Source organism: Citrobacter sp. Cpo221, assembly GCF_030332345.1.
Taxonomy (GTDB): domain Bacteria; phylum Pseudomonadota; class Gammaproteobacteria; order Enterobacterales; family Enterobacteriaceae; genus Citrobacter; species Citrobacter portucalensis.
Genome location: NZ_JAOWIA010000056.1, coordinates 123,877 through 140,292, shown reverse-complemented (window position 1 = coordinate 140,292; position 16,416 = coordinate 123,877). Strand labels below are relative to the sequence as shown.

Annotated in this window: 12 protein-coding genes; 4 read left to right on the top strand and 8 right to left on the bottom strand. The window is 53.8% G+C overall.

The window, feature by feature from the left end:
- The first annotated feature begins 25 nt into the window (after positions 1 to 25).
- From uxaC to OGY72_RS14830, 3 genes are all read left to right on the top strand, one after another.
- A complete protein-coding gene (gene uxaC / locus OGY72_RS14840) occupies positions 26 to 1,438 on the top strand; it encodes a glucuronate isomerase (RefSeq protein WP_003828556.1) in 1,413 nt (470 codons plus the stop codon).
- Between the two features lie 15 nt (positions 1,439 to 1,453).
- Positions 1,454 to 2,941, top strand: coding sequence for a UxaA family hydrolase (locus OGY72_RS14835; RefSeq protein ID WP_286548119.1), 1,488 nt, complete (start codon positions 1,454 to 1,456; stop codon positions 2,939 to 2,941).
- Positions 2,942 to 3,079: 138 nt separating this feature from the next.
- Positions 3,080 to 3,634, top strand: coding sequence for a YgjV family protein (locus OGY72_RS14830; protein ID WP_286548118.1), 555 nt, complete (start codon positions 3,080 to 3,082; stop codon positions 3,632 to 3,634).
- Positions 3,635 to 3,650: 16 nt separating this feature from the next.
- On the opposite strand, the gene sstT is transcribed toward OGY72_RS14830, so the two are convergent.
- The 4 genes from sstT to OGY72_RS14810 all read right to left on the bottom strand — a co-directional run bounded on the left by sstT (position 3,651) and on the right by OGY72_RS14810 (position 7,949).
- A complete protein-coding gene (gene sstT, locus OGY72_RS14825; protein ID WP_148361434.1) occupies positions 3,651 to 4,895 on the bottom strand; it encodes a serine/threonine transporter SstT in 1,245 nt (414 codons plus the stop codon).
- A gap of 242 nt (positions 4,896 to 5,137) precedes the next feature.
- The gene (locus OGY72_RS14820; protein WP_003828551.1) at positions 5,138 to 6,106 is read right to left on the bottom strand and encodes a TerC family protein; all 969 of its coding nucleotides are present in this window, start codon (positions 6,104 to 6,106) and stop codon (positions 5,138 to 5,140) included.
- Between the two features lie 271 nt (positions 6,107 to 6,377).
- Positions 6,378 to 7,376: a Gfo/Idh/MocA family protein gene (locus OGY72_RS14815; protein ID WP_148361435.1), complete on the bottom strand. Its 999-nt coding sequence runs from the start codon at positions 7,374 to 7,376 to the stop codon at positions 6,378 to 6,380.
- Positions 7,377 to 7,448: 72 nt separating this feature from the next.
- Positions 7,449 to 7,949 carry a M48 metallopeptidase family protein gene (locus OGY72_RS14810; protein WP_286548117.1) on the bottom strand — a complete coding sequence of 167 codons (501 nt, stop codon included), beginning with the start codon at positions 7,947 to 7,949 and terminating at the stop codon, positions 7,449 to 7,451.
- A gap of 82 nt (positions 7,950 to 8,031) precedes the next feature.
- Between OGY72_RS14810 and rlmG the strand changes: the two genes are divergently transcribed.
- Entirely contained in the window at positions 8,032 to 9,168 is a 1,137-nt protein-coding gene (gene rlmG, locus OGY72_RS14805; protein WP_003828544.1) for a 23S rRNA (guanine(1835)-N(2))-methyltransferase RlmG, read from the top strand.
- Positions 9,169 to 9,222: 54 nt separating this feature from the next.
- Here the strand turns inward: rlmG and OGY72_RS14800 are convergent, their stop codons facing one another.
- The 4 genes from OGY72_RS14800 to OGY72_RS14785 form a co-directional block, all read right to left on the bottom strand.
- Positions 9,223 to 11,241 carry an NADPH-dependent 2,4-dienoyl-CoA reductase gene (locus OGY72_RS14800; protein ID WP_286548116.1) on the bottom strand — a complete coding sequence of 673 codons (2,019 nt, stop codon included), beginning with the start codon at positions 11,239 to 11,241 and terminating at the stop codon, positions 9,223 to 9,225.
- 229 nt (positions 11,242 to 11,470) lie between these two features.
- Entirely contained in the window at positions 11,471 to 13,822 is a 2,352-nt protein-coding gene (ygjK, locus tag OGY72_RS14795; RefSeq protein WP_286548114.1) for an alpha-glucosidase, read from the bottom strand.
- A gap of 16 nt (positions 13,823 to 13,838) precedes the next feature.
- Positions 13,839 to 14,900 carry a protein YgjJ gene (ygjJ, locus tag OGY72_RS14790; protein ID WP_286548112.1) on the bottom strand — a complete coding sequence of 354 codons (1,062 nt, stop codon included), beginning with the start codon at positions 14,898 to 14,900 and terminating at the stop codon, positions 13,839 to 13,841.
- Positions 14,901 to 14,982: 82 nt separating this feature from the next.
- Positions 14,983 to 16,416 carry an amino acid permease gene (locus OGY72_RS14785; protein ID WP_003828538.1) on the bottom strand — a complete coding sequence of 478 codons (1,434 nt, stop codon included), beginning with the start codon at positions 16,414 to 16,416 and terminating at the stop codon, positions 14,983 to 14,985.

The window sequence follows — 16,416 nt, the reverse complement described above, 5'->3', positions numbered from 1 at the left end:
CGCACTCGTTGAGAGGAAGACGATAATGACCCCGTTTATGACTGAAGATTTCCTGCTGGACACCGAATTTGCCCGCCGTCTGTACCATGATTACGCCAAAGACCAGCCGATCTTCGATTACCACTGCCATTTACCACCGCAACAAATCGCTGAAAACTACCGTTTTAGTAACCTGTATGACATCTGGCTGAAGGGTGATCACTACAAATGGCGTGCGATGCGTACCAATGGCGTCGCTGAGCGCTTGTGTACCGGCGATGCGTCCGATCGCGAGAAGTTTGACGCATGGGCCGCTACGGTTCCGCACACTATCGGTAACCCGCTGTACCACTGGACCCACCTCGAATTACGTCGCCCGTTTGGTATTACAGGTAAGCTGCTTTCTCCTGCGACTGCTGATGAAATCTGGAACCAATGCAACGAGCTGCTGGCGCAGGATAAATTCTCCGCGCGCGGCATCATGCAGCAGATGAATGTGAAAATGGTCGGCACTACCGATGACCCGATCGACTCTCTGGAGCATCATGCGGCCGTTGCTAAAGACGGTACCTTTGATGTGAAAGTGCTGCCGAGCTGGCGTCCGGATAAAGCCTTTAACATTGAGCTGGCGACCTTTAATGACTACATGGCGAAGCTCGGTGAAGTGTCTGACACGGATATCCGCCGCTTCAGCGATCTGCAAGCTGCACTGACCAAACGTCTGGATCACTTCGCGGCTCACGGCTGTAAGGTTTCTGACCACGCGCTGGACGTGGTGCTGTTTGCCGAATCTAACGAATCTGAACTGGATAGCATTCTGGCGCGTCGCCTGGCGGGTGAAACCCTGAGTGAGCATGAAGTTGCCCAGTTTAAAACCGCCGTGCTGGTGTTCCTTGGTGCGGAATATGCTCGTCGCGAATGGGTACAGCAGTACCACATCGGTGCGCTGCGTAATAACAACCTGCGTCAGTTCAAACTGTTGGGCGCGGATGTTGGCTTCGACTCCATCAATGACCGTCCGATGGCTGAAGAACTGTCCAAACTGCTGAGCAAGCAGAACGAACAGAACCTGCTGCCGAAAACCATTCTCTACTGCCTGAACCCGCGTGATAACGAAGTGCTGGGCACCATGATCGGCAACTTCCAGGGCGAAGGTATGCCGGGCAAGATGCAGTTCGGTTCCGGCTGGTGGTTCAACGATCAGAAAGACGGGATGGAACGTCAGATGACGCAGCTGGCCCAGCTCGGCCTGCTGAGCCGTTTCGTCGGCATGCTGACCGATAGCCGTAGCTTCTTGTCATACACGCGCCATGAATACTTCCGTCGCATTCTGTGCCAGATGATTGGCCGTTGGGTTGCTGCAGGTGAAGCACCGGCAGATATCCAGTTGCTGGGTGAAATGGTCAGAAATATTTGCTTTAACAATGCGCGTGATTACTTCGCCATTGAACTGAACTAAGGCCCGGGTGAAGGTATGCAATACATCAAGATCCATGCGCTGGATAACGTCGCGGTAGCGCTCGCTGATTTGGCTGAAGGAACCGAAGTCACCGTTGATGGGCAGGCGGTAACCCTGCGTCAGGCGGTCTCTCGTGGCCATAAATTCGCTTTACGTGATATTGCGAAAGGCGAAAACGTCATTAAATACGGTTTGCCAATTGGCCATACGCTGGTGGACGTTGCGGCGGGTGAGCATATTCATGCTCACAACACGCGCACCAATCTGAGCGACCTGGACACGTATAGCTACCACCCTGATTTTCAGACGGAAGTTGAACAACCGGCGGATCGCGATGTGCAGATCTACCGTCGTGCCAACGGCGATGTTGGCGTGCGCAACGAACTGTGGATCCTACCGACGGTAGGCTGTGTTAACGCCATGGCGCGCCAGATGCAGAACCGTTTTCTGAAAGAGACTAACGACGCCGAAGGAATCGACGGCGTGCATCTCTTCAGCCACACCTACGGCTGTTCACAGCTCGGCGACGACCACATTAACACCCGCACCATGCTGCAAAACATGGTGCGTCACCCGAATGCGGGTGCGGTGCTGGTGGTTGGCCTTGGTTGTGAAAACAACCAGGTTGATGCCTTCCGCGAAACCTTAGGCGAGTACGATCCTGAGCGCGTTCACTTCATGGTCTGCCAACATCAGGAAGACGAAGTGGAAGCGGGGATTGAACATCTTCACCAGTTGTACAACGTGATGCGTAATGATAAGCGTGAACCGGGTAAGCTGGGCGAGCTGAAGTTTGGTCTGGAATGCGGCGGCTCTGACGGCCTGTCCGGTATTACCGCCAACCCGATGCTGGGGCGTTTTTCTGACTACGTGATTGCTAACGGCGGCACCACCGTACTGACCGAAGTACCGGAAATGTTCGGCGCCGAGCAGCTGCTGATGGACCACTGCCGCGATGAAGAAACGTTTGGCAAGCTGGTCACCATGGTCAATGACTTCAAGCAGTACTTCATTGCTCACGACCAGCCGATCTACGAGAACCCATCGCCGGGCAACAAAGCGGGCGGTATCACCACGCTGGAAGATAAATCTCTCGGCTGCACGCAAAAAGCAGGCTCCAGCCAGGTGGTGGACGTACTGCGCTACGGCGAACGCCTGAAGACGCATGGTCTGAACCTGCTGAGCGCACCGGGTAACGATGCGGTGGCGACCAGTGCCCTGGCGGGCGCGGGCTGTCATATGGTGCTGTTCAGTACCGGTCGCGGTACACCTTACGGTGGTTTTGTGCCGACGGTGAAAATTGCCACCAACAGCGAGCTGGCGGCGAAGAAAAAGCACTGGATCGATTTTGACGCTGGACAGTTGATCCATGGTAAAGCGATGCCTCAGTTGCTGGAAGAATTTGTCGATACCATCGTCGAGTTCGCCAACGGCAAGCAAACCTGCAACGAGCGGAATGATTTTAGAGAGTTAGCGATATTTAAAAGCGGCGTAACGTTGTAGTAAATACCTGATGGTACCTGCATGCAGGTCTGCGCAAACCGTAGGCCTGATAAGCGCAGCGCCATCAGGCACAAACCGTTGCCGGATGGTGGCGAACTCGCCTTATCCGGCCTACGAGATAGAATTGGGGTTGCTTGCATGACCGCGTATTGGCTGGCCCAGGGCGTAGGTGTCATCGCCTTTCTGATCGGTATTACCACCTTTTTCAATCGCGATGAGCGCCGGTTCCGGCTGCAACTCGCTGTCTATAGCGCCACTATCGGCGTGCATTTTTTCCTGATGGGTGCCTGGCCTGCGGGAATGAGCGCAGAACTCAACACCATCCGCACACTTGTCTCAATGCATACCCGCAAACTGTGGGTAATGACCGTTTTTATTGTCCTCACCCTGGTTCTCGGGCTGGCGAAATTACAGCATGCGATGGAGCTATTGCCAATAATTGGCACGCTGGCCAGCACCTGGGCGCTGTTTCGCTGCAAAGGGTTAACCGTGCGCTGCGTCATGTGGTGCGCAACCGCCTGTTGGGTTATCCATAATTTCTGGCTAGGGTCGATTGGTGGGACGATGATCGAAGGGAGTTTTCTGGTAATGAACGGCCTGAACATTATTCGTTTCCGGCGGATGCAAAAACGCGGAATTGATCCGTTCAAAATTGAAAAAAGCGCACAAGAAGAGAACCCCTCCACCCGATGACGGAGGGGCGTAGGGATTAGCCGCGCAGGGCGTTATTTGCCAGACGCTCGTCTTCTGCCTGGCAGGCTGCAGCGGTAAACAGGACGTCTGTAGAAGAGTTCAACGCCGTTTCACATGAGTCCTGCAATACGCCGATGATAAAGCCAACGGCAACAACCTGCATGGCGATGTCATTCGGGATACCGAACATGTTGCACGCCAGCGGGATCAGCAGCAGAGAACCGCCCGCCACGCCCGATGCACCACAGGCACACAGCGAAGCCACCACGCTCAGTAACAGCGCTGTCGGTAAATCGACCGGAATACCCAGCGTATTCACCGCCGCCAGCGTCAGCACGGTAATGGTGATCGCCGCGCCCGCCATATTGATGGTGGCTCCCAGCGGAATAGACACCGAATAGGTATCACGATCCAGATTCAGCTTCTCACACAGTGCCATGTTCACCGGAATATTTGCCGCCGAACTGCGGGTAAAGAAGGCATACACGCCACTTTCACGCAGACAGGCCAGCACCAGCGGGTACGGGTTACGGCGAATTTTCCAGAAGACCAGCAGCGGGTTGACCACAAATGCCACCAGCAGCATACAGCCTACCAGTACGGTCAGCAGTTGGGCGTAGCCCCAAAGCGTTGCGAAACCGGTGGTTGCCAGCGTGGAGGAGACCAGACCAAAGATACCGATTGGCGCGAAACGAATCACCAGTTTCACCATAAAGGTGACGGCGTTGGACATATCATTGACCAGATTTTTGGTCGTTTCATTACCGTGGCGCAGTGCAAAGCCCAGACCAACGGCCCATACCAGAATACCGATATAGTTAGCGTTAAGCAGGGCATCAACTGGGTTAGAAACCATGCTCATCAGCAGGCTGCGCATCACTTCAACAATCCCGGACGGCGGTACGATATCCCCCGCGCTGCTGGAAAGATGCAGTGTTGATGGGAAAGCAAAGCTGAAGACAACGGCGGTTAATGCCGCTGAAAATGTTCCGAGCAGGTAGAGGAACAGAATAGGGCGGATATTGGTTTTTTGCCCGTGCTGGTGGTTGGCGATAGAAGCCATCACCAGCATCAGAACCAGAATTGGCGCGACGGCTTTTAATGCGCCGACGAACAGCGTACCCAGCAAACCAGCGGCTTCAGCCGCAGGTTTTGACACCAGTGCCAGTAAAATCCCCAGTACCAAACCGATCAAAATTTGTTTAACCAGGCTCCCTTGCGCCAAACGCGAGAACAGCCCCGATGAACGTTGCGTAGTCATGTCGTGATCCTTTCATTGTGTTGTTGCCTTACCTTTGTGCGTTCTGTTGACGCATCTTTCTGGATGGGGCAAATGTTTGCATGGCTGAGTATAAGGAAAGAACGGGGTTCTGGAAGCGAAATATCCTGGATTCCGCGTTGAGATCATATTTTATAACTTTAACTTAACATTATTTTGACATGATAAACAAAAAGCCCGACGCACGCAGTGTGCTGTCGGGCTTTTCAGCTAGCAGATGAAACTTACTGTATTTGCTGCTTTTTATCGTGCTGGTGGTTGACCCACGCGTTAACAATCAGCGTCACAAACAGAATGCCAAATACCACGCCTAACGAGATAGCGATCGGGATATGGTAGAAATCGACGATCAGCATCTTAATACCGATAAACACCAGAATGACCGACAAGCCGTACTTCAGCATGGAGAAACGCTCCGCCACGCCCGCCAGCAGGAAGTACATCGCTCGCAGACCCAAAATAGCAAACAGGTTCGAGGTCAGCACGATGAACGGGTCGGTGGTCACGGCAAAGATAGCCGGAATACTGTCGACGGCAAAAATCACATCGCTCAACTCAACCAGAATCAACACCAGCATCAGCGGCGTAACAAACAGCAGGCCGTTTTTACGCACGAAGAATTTTTCATCTTCGATGGTATCGGTCATGCGCAAATGACCGCGCAGCCAGCGTACTAACGGTCTGTCGCCAATACCGGAGGCATCTTCTTTCGCCAGCGCCATCTTCACGCCGGTAAACAACAGGAATGCGCCGAACACGTACAACAGCCACTCAAACTGGGTGATAAGCCAGCTGCCCGCGAAGATCATGATCGTACGCAGCACAATCGCACCCAGCACGCCATACACCAGTACCCGACGCTGCAACGCAGGCGGCACGGAGAAGTAGCTGAAGAGCATCAACCAGACAAAGACGTTATCTACTGCCAGTGATTTTTCGATCAAATAGCCGGTAAGGAACGCCAGCGCCTGTGGGTCGGCAACGGCGCGCCCCTGGGTTTCTGCCAGGTACCACCAGAAGGCGGCGTTAAACAGTAACGACAGCGTTACCCAGACGATTGACCAGGCCGCAGCCTGCTTCATTGACATCGTATGTGCGCCACGACGACCCTGCAACAGCAGGTCGATGGCCAGCATAATTACCACTACGACAGCGAAGCCACCCCATAACAACGGTGTGCCGACAGTATTCATTGTATTTCCCCATGCATAAAAAAAACGGCCAACGCCGAATGGCATTAGCCGCTGCTTTTTATGCATAGACCTTGCCATTCGGCAAGGTCTCACTTACAACAACAAAGGAATACGGTGGCGTATTCCTTTGTTATCGCCCGGCGACCGGATGTGGTTTTTCACACATCGTAATGACGATCAACCGACAACGAAGTTACTCCCCTTTGCGGGTTACAAAATATTACAGGCCATGCATTCAGTCAATGGCCTGCAACATTCGTTTTACACACCTTTACGCAGTCAGCGATGTTTCCGCTTCGTCTGCCGGGAAAACCACGCCGGTCTGGCGGCGAATCTCCGTTTGCAGTTTGGCGGTGATACGGCTGACGGCCAGTGCCGGGTGATCCACTTCGCCGGATTCAACCAAATGAGCAAAAGCCTCTGCCTCATACAGCATAGTATTGATGTGCTGAGGCGTCGTCAGATCCTGCGTTTTCCCCCCACGTGGAACGAAGCACACTTTCTGACACTCGGAGATATGCTCGATGACCAGCGATCCCGACTCGCCCTGAATTTCACTGGCTAATACCGAGTCGCTTACTTTTGAGTGCTGGAGCGTAACGCTGAAATCACCGTAATTCAGCACCACCACGCCGTGGGCATCCACGCCGCTTTCCAGCAGGCTGGCGCTGGCCTGAACGCTCTGCGGTTCGCCCCACAGCGCAACCGCTGAGGCCAGGCAGTAAAAACCGATATCCATAATCGAGCCATTGGAGAACGCCGGATTAAACGTGTTCGGATTTTCACCGTCCAGATAGCGCTGATAGCGCGAGGAGTACTGGCAGTAATTGATAAACGCTTTCCTGATTTTTCCTACTTTGGGTAGCGATTGCTGTAACAGCAGGAAGTTAGGCAGGCTGGCGGTCTTAAACGCTTCAAATAGCACGACCTGATTTTGACGCGCGCAGGTGATAGCGGCTTCAGCTTGCGCCAGGTTGGAGGCCAGCGGCTTTTCGCAAATAACATGCTTTTTGTGCCGCAAAAACAGCTCAGTCTGCGGGAAATGCAAAGAGTTTGGACTGGCGATGTAGACGGCGTCGATCGCCTCGCTTTGCGCCATCGCTTCCAGCGAGGTAAACAGATGTTCGACTGGGTAATCGTTGGCGAAGGTCTGCGCCTGCTCAAGGCTACGAGAATAGACTGCGGTTAACTTATATTTGCCGGTTTCATGGGCGGCATCGACAAACTGGCGGGTGATCCAGTTTGTGCCAATTACTGCGAAACGTATCATAAAGGCCTTCAGGCTGCGAAATGGGATTCTTTCGTCAATTTAGCATGCCCTGAAGACAAAGCCAGTGCGCGACTACGCAGTTTGCTTTAACGATTGTTGCGTTAACCACAGGCGGGTATCGAACTCCAGTTGATGATACTGAGGCTCCATATGACAGCAGAGCTGGTAAAACGCTTTGTCGTGCTCTTTTTCCTTCAGATGCGCCAGTTCATGAACGACGATCATGCGTAAAAAGGGTTCTGGGGCGCTGCGAAACACGGTGGCGATGCGGATCTCCGCTTTGGCTTTGAGCTTACCGCCCTGCACGCGAGAGACGGCGGTATGCAGCCCCAACGCATTATTCAGAACGTGGATCTTGCTGTCATACATGACTTTATTTAGCGGCGGGGCGTTACGCAGAAACTGATTTTTCAGATCCTGGGTATATTGCCAGAGCGCTTTGTCGGTCGCGAAGTCATGCGTACCCGGATAGCGCTTCTCCAGTACTGCGCCCAGGCGCTGCTCAGCAATCAGCGTTCTCACTTGAGAAAGCAAATGTTCCGGGTAGCCCTGGAGGTAAGTTAGTTGGTTCATTCATGTCCACGCAAATCATAAAAGTGTATACTCACGCACCCTTTTCAGGGATACGCCGAAATTTTACCATTCAGGAGGGCCGATGAGCCACATAGACAACGGTTTCCGTTCGCTGTCACTTAAACGTTTCCCGGAAACGGACGACGTTAACCCGCTGCTGGCGTGGGAAGCTGCAGATGAATATCTGCTGCAACAGCTGGACGATACCGAGATTAGCGGCCCGGTGCTGATCCTGAATGATACCTTCGGCGCGCTGGGCTGTGCGCTGGCGGAACATACGCCGTACAGCATCGGTGACTCCTATCTCAGCGAGCTTGCCACACGCGAGAACCTGCGTCACAACGATATTGCCGAGTCGAGCGTCAAGTTTCTCGACAGTACCGCGGACTATCCGCAGGCGCCGGGCGTGGTGCTGATTAAGCTGCCAAAAACCATGGCGCTGCTGGAGCAGCAACTGCGTGCGCTGCGTGAAGTGGTGACGCCAGAAACGCGTATTATCGCCGGGGCAAAAGCGCGTGATGTACATACCTCGACGCTGGAACTGTTTGAAAAAGTGCTGGGTCCAACCACCACGACGCTGGCGTGGAAAAAAGCCCGTTTGATCAACTGTACGTTCAGCAAACCTGAACTGGCCGCTGCCTCGCAAACGCTAAGCTGGAAACTGGAAGGCACTGACTGGACTATCCATAACCACGCCAACGTCTTCTCCCGTACCGGCCTGGATATCGGCGCGCGCTTTTTTATCGAGCATCTACCGGAAAACCTCGAAGGGGAGATTGTTGACCTCGGCTGCGGTAACGGTGTTATCGGTATGACGCTGCTGGCGAAGAATCCGGAAGCCAGCGTGGTATTTGTTGATGAATCGCCGATGGCGGTGGCTTCAAGCCGTTTGAACGTGGAAAGCAACATGCCTGAAGCGTTGGATCGCTGTGAGTTTATGATCAACAACGCGCTGTCTGGCGTCGAACCGTTCCGCTTTAACGCCGTACTGTGCAACCCACCGTTCCATCAGAAGCACGCGCTGACGGATAACATTGCCTGGGAAATGTTCCACCATGCCCGCCGCTGCCTGAAAATCAACGGTGAGCTGTACATTGTGGCTAACCGTCACCTTGATTACTTCCACAAGCTGAAGAAGATTTTCGGCAACTGCGAAACCATCGCCACCAATAATAAATTCGTGGTGCTGAAGGCGGTTAAAACCGGTCGTCGTCGGTAATAGCGGGTGCCGGATGGCGGCTAACGCCTTATCCGGCCTACGAAAGACATGACGTTAAATTTCCAGTGCCAGCCTGGTGCCCTGCGCAATAGCGCGTCGGGCATCCAGTTCCATCGCCACATCGCAACCGCCGATCAGATGCACCGTTTTACCTGCCGCGTGCAGCGGATCGACCAGTTCACGGCGCGGCTCTTGTCCGGCGCAAATCACCACGTTATCCACGTTAAAGATCACCGGTTCACCGTTCAACACAACGTGTAACCCATCATCATCAATCTTCTGATAGCTGACTGCCGGGATCATTTTCACGCCGCGTGAGAGCAGGGTGGCGCGATGGATCCAGCCCGTCGTTTTACCTAAACCTTGTCCCGGTTTGCTGGCTTTTCGCTGCAGCATCACTATCTGGCGCGGGCTGCGGGATAAGTGTGGGCCTTCCGGGCGTAAGCCGCCGGGCTGTTGCAGGCTGGTGTCGATCCCCCATTCTACGCAGAACTCCGCAATGTTCTGGCTGGTGGGTTCGCCGGTCTGACTCAGATACATTGCGGTATCAAAACCGATCCCGCCGCAGCCCACGATCGCCACGCGTTTACCCACTGGCGTTTTATCGCGCAGAACGTCGAGATAGCTCAGCACTTTAGGATGATCGATCCCCTCGATCGGCGGCATGCGTGGCTCGATCCCGCTGGCAAGGATCACTTCGTCGAAGGTGTGCAGATCGTGTGCGCTGACAAAGTGATTCAGCTTCAGCGTCACGCCAGTCACGTCGATCATCCGGCGGTAGTAGCGCAGGGTTTCATAGAATTCTTCTTTGCCGGGGATCTGTTTGGCGATATTAAACTGCCCGCCAATCTCGCCATGTGCGTCAAATAGCGTCACGTGATGCCCGCGCGCTGCGGCATTTATGGCGAAGGCGAGGCCCGCAGGACCCGCGCCAACAACCGCCAGGTTCTTTGGCACAGCTGCCGCAACAATCGGCATTTTGGTTTCATGGCAGGCGCGCGGATTGACCAGGCAAGAGGTGACTTTGCCGACGAAGATCTGATCCAGACAGGCCTGGTTACAGCCGATACAGGTGTTGATCTCATCCGCGCGTCCGGTTTGCGCTTTTGACAGCAGTTCGGCATCGGCGAGGAACGGTCGGGCCATCGACACCATATCGGCATCGCCACGAGCAAGGATGTCATCGGCAACCTGAGGATCGTTAATGCGGTTGGTGGTGACCAGTGGGATTGTCACATGTCCTTTCAGCTTACGCGTCACCCAACTAAACGCACCGCGCGGTACTGGGGTAGCGATAGTGGGAATACGCGCCTCATGCCAGCCAATACCGGTGTTAATAATGGTGGCCCCGGCGGCTTCTATAGCCTGCGCCAGCTGGACGGTTTCGTCGAAGGTTCCGCCATTTTCCACCAGATCGAGCATCGACAGGCGGAAGATAATAATAAAGTCATTCCCGGCACGCTGGCGTACCGCTCGCACCACCTCAACGGCAAAACGCATGCGGTTGGCATACTCACCGCCCCATTGGTCATCGCGCTGGTTGGTACGCAGAGTCAGGAATTCGTTGATGAGATACCCTTCCGACCCCATCACTTCCACGCCATCGTAGCCCGCTTCCCGCGCCAGCTGTGCGCAGTGGGCAAAATCTTCAATCAACTGCAGCACTTCATCGTGCGTTAATTCATGTGGCGTAAAGCGGTTAATGGGTGCCTGAATAGCAGAAGGCGCCACCAGATGCGGCTGGTAGCTGTAACGCCCGGTGTGCAGGATTTGCAGGGCGATTTTGCCGCCTTCATCATGCACAGCATCGGTAATGACGCGATGGTGAGCAAGCTGGCTGGTGTCGTTCAGCATCGCACCGCCTTCCATTCCCACGCCGGAAAGCGCAGGCGCAATACCTCCGCTCACAATTAACGCTACGCCGTGACGGGCGCGCTCGGCGTAGAACGCGGCCAGCCGTTCTGCACCATCGGGATATTCCTCCAGTCCGGTATGCATTGAACCCATCAGCACGCGGTTTTTAAGCGTGGTGAAGCCTAAATCGAGCGGAGCGAACAGCGACGGATAGCTCATAAAGGTGTCCAGTATGTAAAATTATTGTTATGTGGTCGGATGAGTTAATAATTTAGCCGTCGCCGCGTAAAAGGGAAAAGAGGAATGCCGTGATTGTGATGGGATTCAAAAAAGGAGTGGAGCCAGAGGACGAATATGCCGGATGGCAGTGCAAGCACCTAATCCGGCCGGTGAAAATGTGTCTTTGTAGGCCGGATAAGCGAAGCGCCATCCGGCGTTATGTCACAGATTACTGTTTTTTAAGAAAATCGTTATACAGCATATAGAGATGCGCCGCGCTCCAGGAGAAATTCGGTGCGCCCTGCTGTGCGCCGGTCAGCGGGTTATAGTTTTCCTGAATCGGACCGTCGGCGGTGAGGCCTTTGGCGTGGCTGAAGAAGGTATCCGCCAGTTTTAACGCGTCATCGCGATAGCCGTAACGCTCCATCCCTTTTAGCCCGAACCAGAACTGATCCACCCAGACGCGCCCGCGCCAGTAGATATCCGCGCCGAAAGCCGGGTTGGTCAGCGCCGCCGTGCCAAGCGGGACAAAGGTGTTGAACTCTTTGGGGTCGAGCATCACCTTAACCACCGCGTCCGCATGGGGCTGCGTTGCTGCACCGTTAAACAGCGGCGACCAGCCTTCCGGCCCTTTGCCACGTTCGACGATCGGTTTACCCGCACAGCCGTTTGCCAGCGGGGTTTCTTCGATCCTGACGTCATAAAAGAATTGGGTGTTAGGGTCGAACATGCAGGTGTTGATGTAATCCGCGAGTTTTTGCGCCAGTTGGCGATACCGCTGCGCCTCTTCGTGTTTGCCGAGCAGGGTCGCCATCTGCGCCAGATAATGGTTGTCGCTGTACATGTAGCTGGCCTGATCGACTGACTCCTGCAACAGCGAGTAACCCAGCAAATTACCGTCTTTACTGCGATTTTCGGCAAATTTCACCACCCAGTCGCTGCGTTTTCCACCGCCCGCGACGTATTTATCCAGTTGATCTTTATCGATAAAACCAAATACAGCCGCATCGTCACGACCGGACTCCCACGAGGCGGCAACCTGCGCCGGGATCTCAAGGCTGTCATACTGACCCTTATCGATCACGGTGGCGTAATTGTTCAGCCCGGAGAGCGTTTCTTCCGTGTCGCCTTTTTTCACCGTAAACAACATTTCGCCGCGGTCGGTATTGTGGGCTTTATCGCGGGTAGCGCCGTATTCCGGCACGCCGTTGCCATTATGATCGCGGTTACGCAGCCACCAGTCGTGATACGCAACCAGCTTTGGATACATCTCTTCGAGCCAGGCCTTGTCTTTGGTGACGTTGTAGACCTCCATCACCGACCAGGCCGCCAGGCTGGGCTTGGTGTTGCGCTCGTTCCAGTTACCGCCGTCGCCGCCGCGTTCCGGGCTGAGATTCCAGGCAATCAGGTCGGGAATGAATCCGGCATCCTGCGGGCGAACCGGATCACCGGGTTTAACCTGCCATGAAAAGACGGCGCGAATATTCTCTTTGGCGATCTCCGGGTTAAAGTGCGCCATGGCGAAGGCCTGTTTCCAGGTGTCCCACGGCCAGGTTTGGTTGCCGGAGAACCAGCGGCCGGTGACCGATGGCGTCACGGTATTGTGTTTTACCGCACCGCCTGGCGAGCGCCAGTTGCCGTTCAGCGTTTCAATAGCTTTTACCGCGACCCGGGTTTGTTCCGTTGTGGCATCCGGGTTAGTTAAGCCTTTTTGCAGATAATCTGCCCAGCGCTTTTGTGATGCAGCAAGATACCAGGCCGGGCGCGCCAGAATATCGCGGATCTGCGGCTGCTCTTTCGCTACATCCTCGGCGGTAAGCAGATGAGACCAGGTGGTGTAAATGGTTGTCGAACCACTGATATGGGCCTTCCCCGTAAAGCGATGACCGTTAACCGTGGTTTTCATAGCGACAGATTTATGCACCTGATACTCCGACTCACCGGAGGTGAGCAGATCCCAGGTTGAGCGCACTTTGCCGAAGGTGACTTTCAGACCGTCGTGCGTGGCGGTGATTTTGCGCTGATAGCCAGGGAATTCGCTATCAATGGTTTTATCCGACAGCGCTTTTCCCTCTTTGGCTTCCAGTTTCTCCAGCAGCTCGCCGTCCCACACCAGATCCAGCGGCGTGTTGCTGGTGATTTTGGTTTCCAGCAGCGAGGTGCGCGGGCTGGCAAAACGCAGCGTCATCTCTATTTGCACATGCTTAGATGACAGCTTTTGCACCAGCGCGCCGGGAATGCTGTAGGCCTCAAGCGCGAAATCGACCTTTTTACCGTGCTGGTACACCGTCAGACGGTCAAAATTATTGGCCATAAAATTGATGTATTCTTCGGTCAGCAACGCCACGCCTGGAAAGCCGCCCATCGTTGCAGGGCCGTCCGGGAGCAAATGACCGTGCCAGGCGCCAAGATCGAAAAATGGATTAAAGCGCTGGTGGTCGTCGTGATCGTAGTCATGCATGTAGCCCGGCGCACCGGTGCGATTAATGATGTTTTTAAAGTCGTTAGCACTGGCGGCATGTGCGGAGAAGTTCATCAGCAGAATACAGGCCAGCGGCGTGAGAATAGGTTTCATGTTCATGGTATTCCGGTCCTTGTTACCAATAGAAATATTGCATCAGGAAGATTTGGTCGCTCGGGTCGCCGGATGCATTCCGCATATAGAACCGACTGTCGAAGGCGGTAGCGAAACGGCCGCCGCCGTATTCATACCAGATACCAAACTGCATAAAGGAAGTGGTTTCGTCCTCATAGCTATCCGGTCGGTGTTTGGCGTAGCTATAAGCTGTGGAGAGGTAAACGCCTTTTAGCGCTTCATACATTGCGCTGACCATATAGCCGGTTTCGGTGCCGGACACATCCAGCCCGTCGGCGCGGCCCGTGTGGTGCCAGGCGCGGGCGGCGAAGTTGGGCGAAAGGATGCCGGTCAGGAACAGCTGTCCGGTACCATCTGTTATCTCCAGGCCGTTCATCCAGGTTACGCCTTCAGTCAGGTCGTACTGGATATAGCCGTTCATCATGGCCGGATAGGTATATTTATCGTCGTAGCGATCGTATTTACCAAAGTGCAGCCAGGTTTTGCTCTCGTCGTGGTGTCCGGCGGGCGTTGCTGTCACGCTGTAGCGCAAAGGACCGGTCAGGTTTTGCACCTTAATGGCAGTCATGATGTCGCGAGTGTTGGGAATGACGTAGCCCAGGTCTGGAGTGAAATCCCCCCACCATTGCAGGTCATCCAGCGAAGAGTCCTGGCGCAGGCTGAGCATCAGCTCCGTTCCGTCATTGGTACGATAACCGCCGTAAAAGCGGTTGAGCCCGCCCTCGAATCCGCCCCAGCTATGGTCAGGAACCCAGGCATTGCCCTGATGGTCGGCCTGCACGGTCCAGCCCTCGCCGTAGATCAGACCAAACCAAGAGCCGTGTTTTATCTCCAGGCCACCTTCTATATAGGTACCATCACTGTATTTATGTTTGTCTTGTCCTTCTAAATCCATATATCCCCCTATGCCCAATTCGCCATAAAAGCGAAATGAGGGGGAAGATATTTCTGGCGTTTTCGTGTCGTCGTGTTCTGCAGGGCGAACTTCTTCTGCACCCAGAGAGGAGACGCAGAAAAAGGGCAGGGCAATAATTGCCCTGCAACAATGGCTAATGTTTTTCATGCTTCGATCCTAAGCAAATAAAATTTAATTTTTATTGTTATAGCCTTGGCGAATATTGTTTATTGTTATTATGTTTTAGTCATTAATTGATATCTGAAGCAGGGGCCGCCTCAATAGCTTTTTCTTCTTTGGTTAGCCCTTTGATATATTTACTGTATTTCCACCAGGCAAAACCGAGGAAAATAACAATCCCACCGACGTTATAGAAAATAATGGTCATGATATTGCCGCCGGTTGGGAAGGTAGAGGCAATAAATCCGATGGTGAAAAGAACGATCAGCATCGACACCACAACAATGCCGGTTTTTTGCGAACCCATACGGAAGTCGCGCGGTAAGTGGTCCAGTTTTGCACGCAGATTCAGGTAAGCCAGCATAATAAACAGCGGCGGCAGCATCGAGGCGGCGGCGGTCATGTTGATGATGGTGTTCATTAAATCCTGCACGGTATTGGAGCCGAGCGTCGGGATAATCATCAGCGGGATAACGATCAGGAACTGGATCCATGCTGCACGGGCCGGGACGCCGTTTTCATTCAATTCGACGGTTTTTTTACCGAAAATACCCGCCGGAATTTCAGAGAAGAAGATCTTCACCGGCGTTGCGGTCCACATCAGCAGGGAGCCGAACATCGCGGTAAAGGAGACCAGGCCGACAAAGCGGTTAACGACCAGCTCCGGCAGGCCGAAATATGCCGCCAGGCCGTGGAATACCTGCACCGAACCACCGGTAAACTTCAGCTCTTTGCTGCTGACGAATACGTTAATCAACACCGAGGAGATGGAATAGAGCACGCCGATAAAAATTCCGGCAATGATAATGACCTTCACGAACGATTTGGAGCCGCCCTTGACGTCGTTGACGTACACCGCCACCGACTCCGCGCCGCCTGCCGCCATAAAAATCCAGGTGGTGATACCGAGGAAGGCCCAGTTAAAATTCGGGATCATTGCGTCTACGGTGATAGGGTCAGCAGGCTGTACGCCGCCAACCAGCGCTGTACCTGCCAGTAAAATATAGGACAGCGTCAGCAGCAGCATCAACGTGGAGGTGACCGAGGTAATCGGCCCTAACATTTTTGCACCATTGGTCGAAACCCAGGTGGAGAAGGCAAACAACACCATACTTAACACGGTGGTTGCGAACGGCGTCAGAATGTATTCGTAGCCTAAAAATGCATATGAGGCGTAGGCAATAACGCGGGGCAAAAGCGAGGTAAAAAAGAACAGGTTAACGAACCAGTAGGTGTAGGCAGTAATAAATGCCCAACGCCCACCCAGCGAACTTTTTACCCATGCGTAGACACCGGCTTCGGAGTTTTTATTCAGCGAAACAAATTCAGCGATGATTAAGCAAAACGGAATAAAGTAGAAAATCGTCGCGAGGAAAAACATCGGTGCGGATGCCAGACCAAGCTCAATATTATTGTTGATTACGTTATTAAAACTATAAACCGCGGCAAAGGTGAGTGAAAGTAAGCCGAACTTGCCGATGGTATTACGTTTGGTATCAGACAT

Coding starts and splice junctions, on each gene's coding strand:
- uxaC (WP_003828556.1), top strand. CDS start 26: ATGACCCCGTTTATGACTGAAGATTTCCTGCTGGACACCGAATTTGCC.
- OGY72_RS14835 (WP_286548119.1), top strand. CDS start 1,454: ATGCAATACATCAAGATCCATGCGCTGGATAACGTCGCGGTAGCGCTC.
- OGY72_RS14830 (WP_286548118.1), top strand. CDS start 3,080: ATGACCGCGTATTGGCTGGCCCAGGGCGTAGGTGTCATCGCCTTTCTG.
- sstT (WP_148361434.1), bottom strand. CDS start 4,895: ATGACTACGCAACGTTCATCGGGGCTGTTCTCGCGTTTGGCGCAAGGG.
- OGY72_RS14820 (WP_003828551.1), bottom strand. CDS start 6,106: ATGAATACTGTCGGCACACCGTTGTTATGGGGTGGCTTCGCTGTCGTA.
- OGY72_RS14815 (WP_148361435.1), bottom strand. CDS start 7,376: ATGATACGTTTCGCAGTAATTGGCACAAACTGGATCACCCGCCAGTTT.
- OGY72_RS14810 (WP_286548117.1), bottom strand. CDS start 7,949: ATGAACCAACTAACTTACCTCCAGGGCTACCCGGAACATTTGCTTTCT.
- rlmG (WP_003828544.1), top strand. CDS start 8,032: ATGAGCCACATAGACAACGGTTTCCGTTCGCTGTCACTTAAACGTTTC.
- OGY72_RS14800 (WP_286548116.1), bottom strand. CDS start 11,241: ATGAGCTATCCGTCGCTGTTCGCTCCGCTCGATTTAGGCTTCACCACG.
- ygjK (WP_286548114.1), bottom strand. CDS start 13,822: ATGAACATGAAACCTATTCTCACGCCGCTGGCCTGTATTCTGCTGATG.
- ygjJ (WP_286548112.1), bottom strand. CDS start 14,900: ATGAAAAACATTAGCCATTGTTGCAGGGCAATTATTGCCCTGCCCTTT.
- OGY72_RS14785 (WP_003828538.1), bottom strand. CDS start 16,416: ATGTCTGATACCAAACGTAATACCATCGGCAAGTTCGGCTTACTTTCA.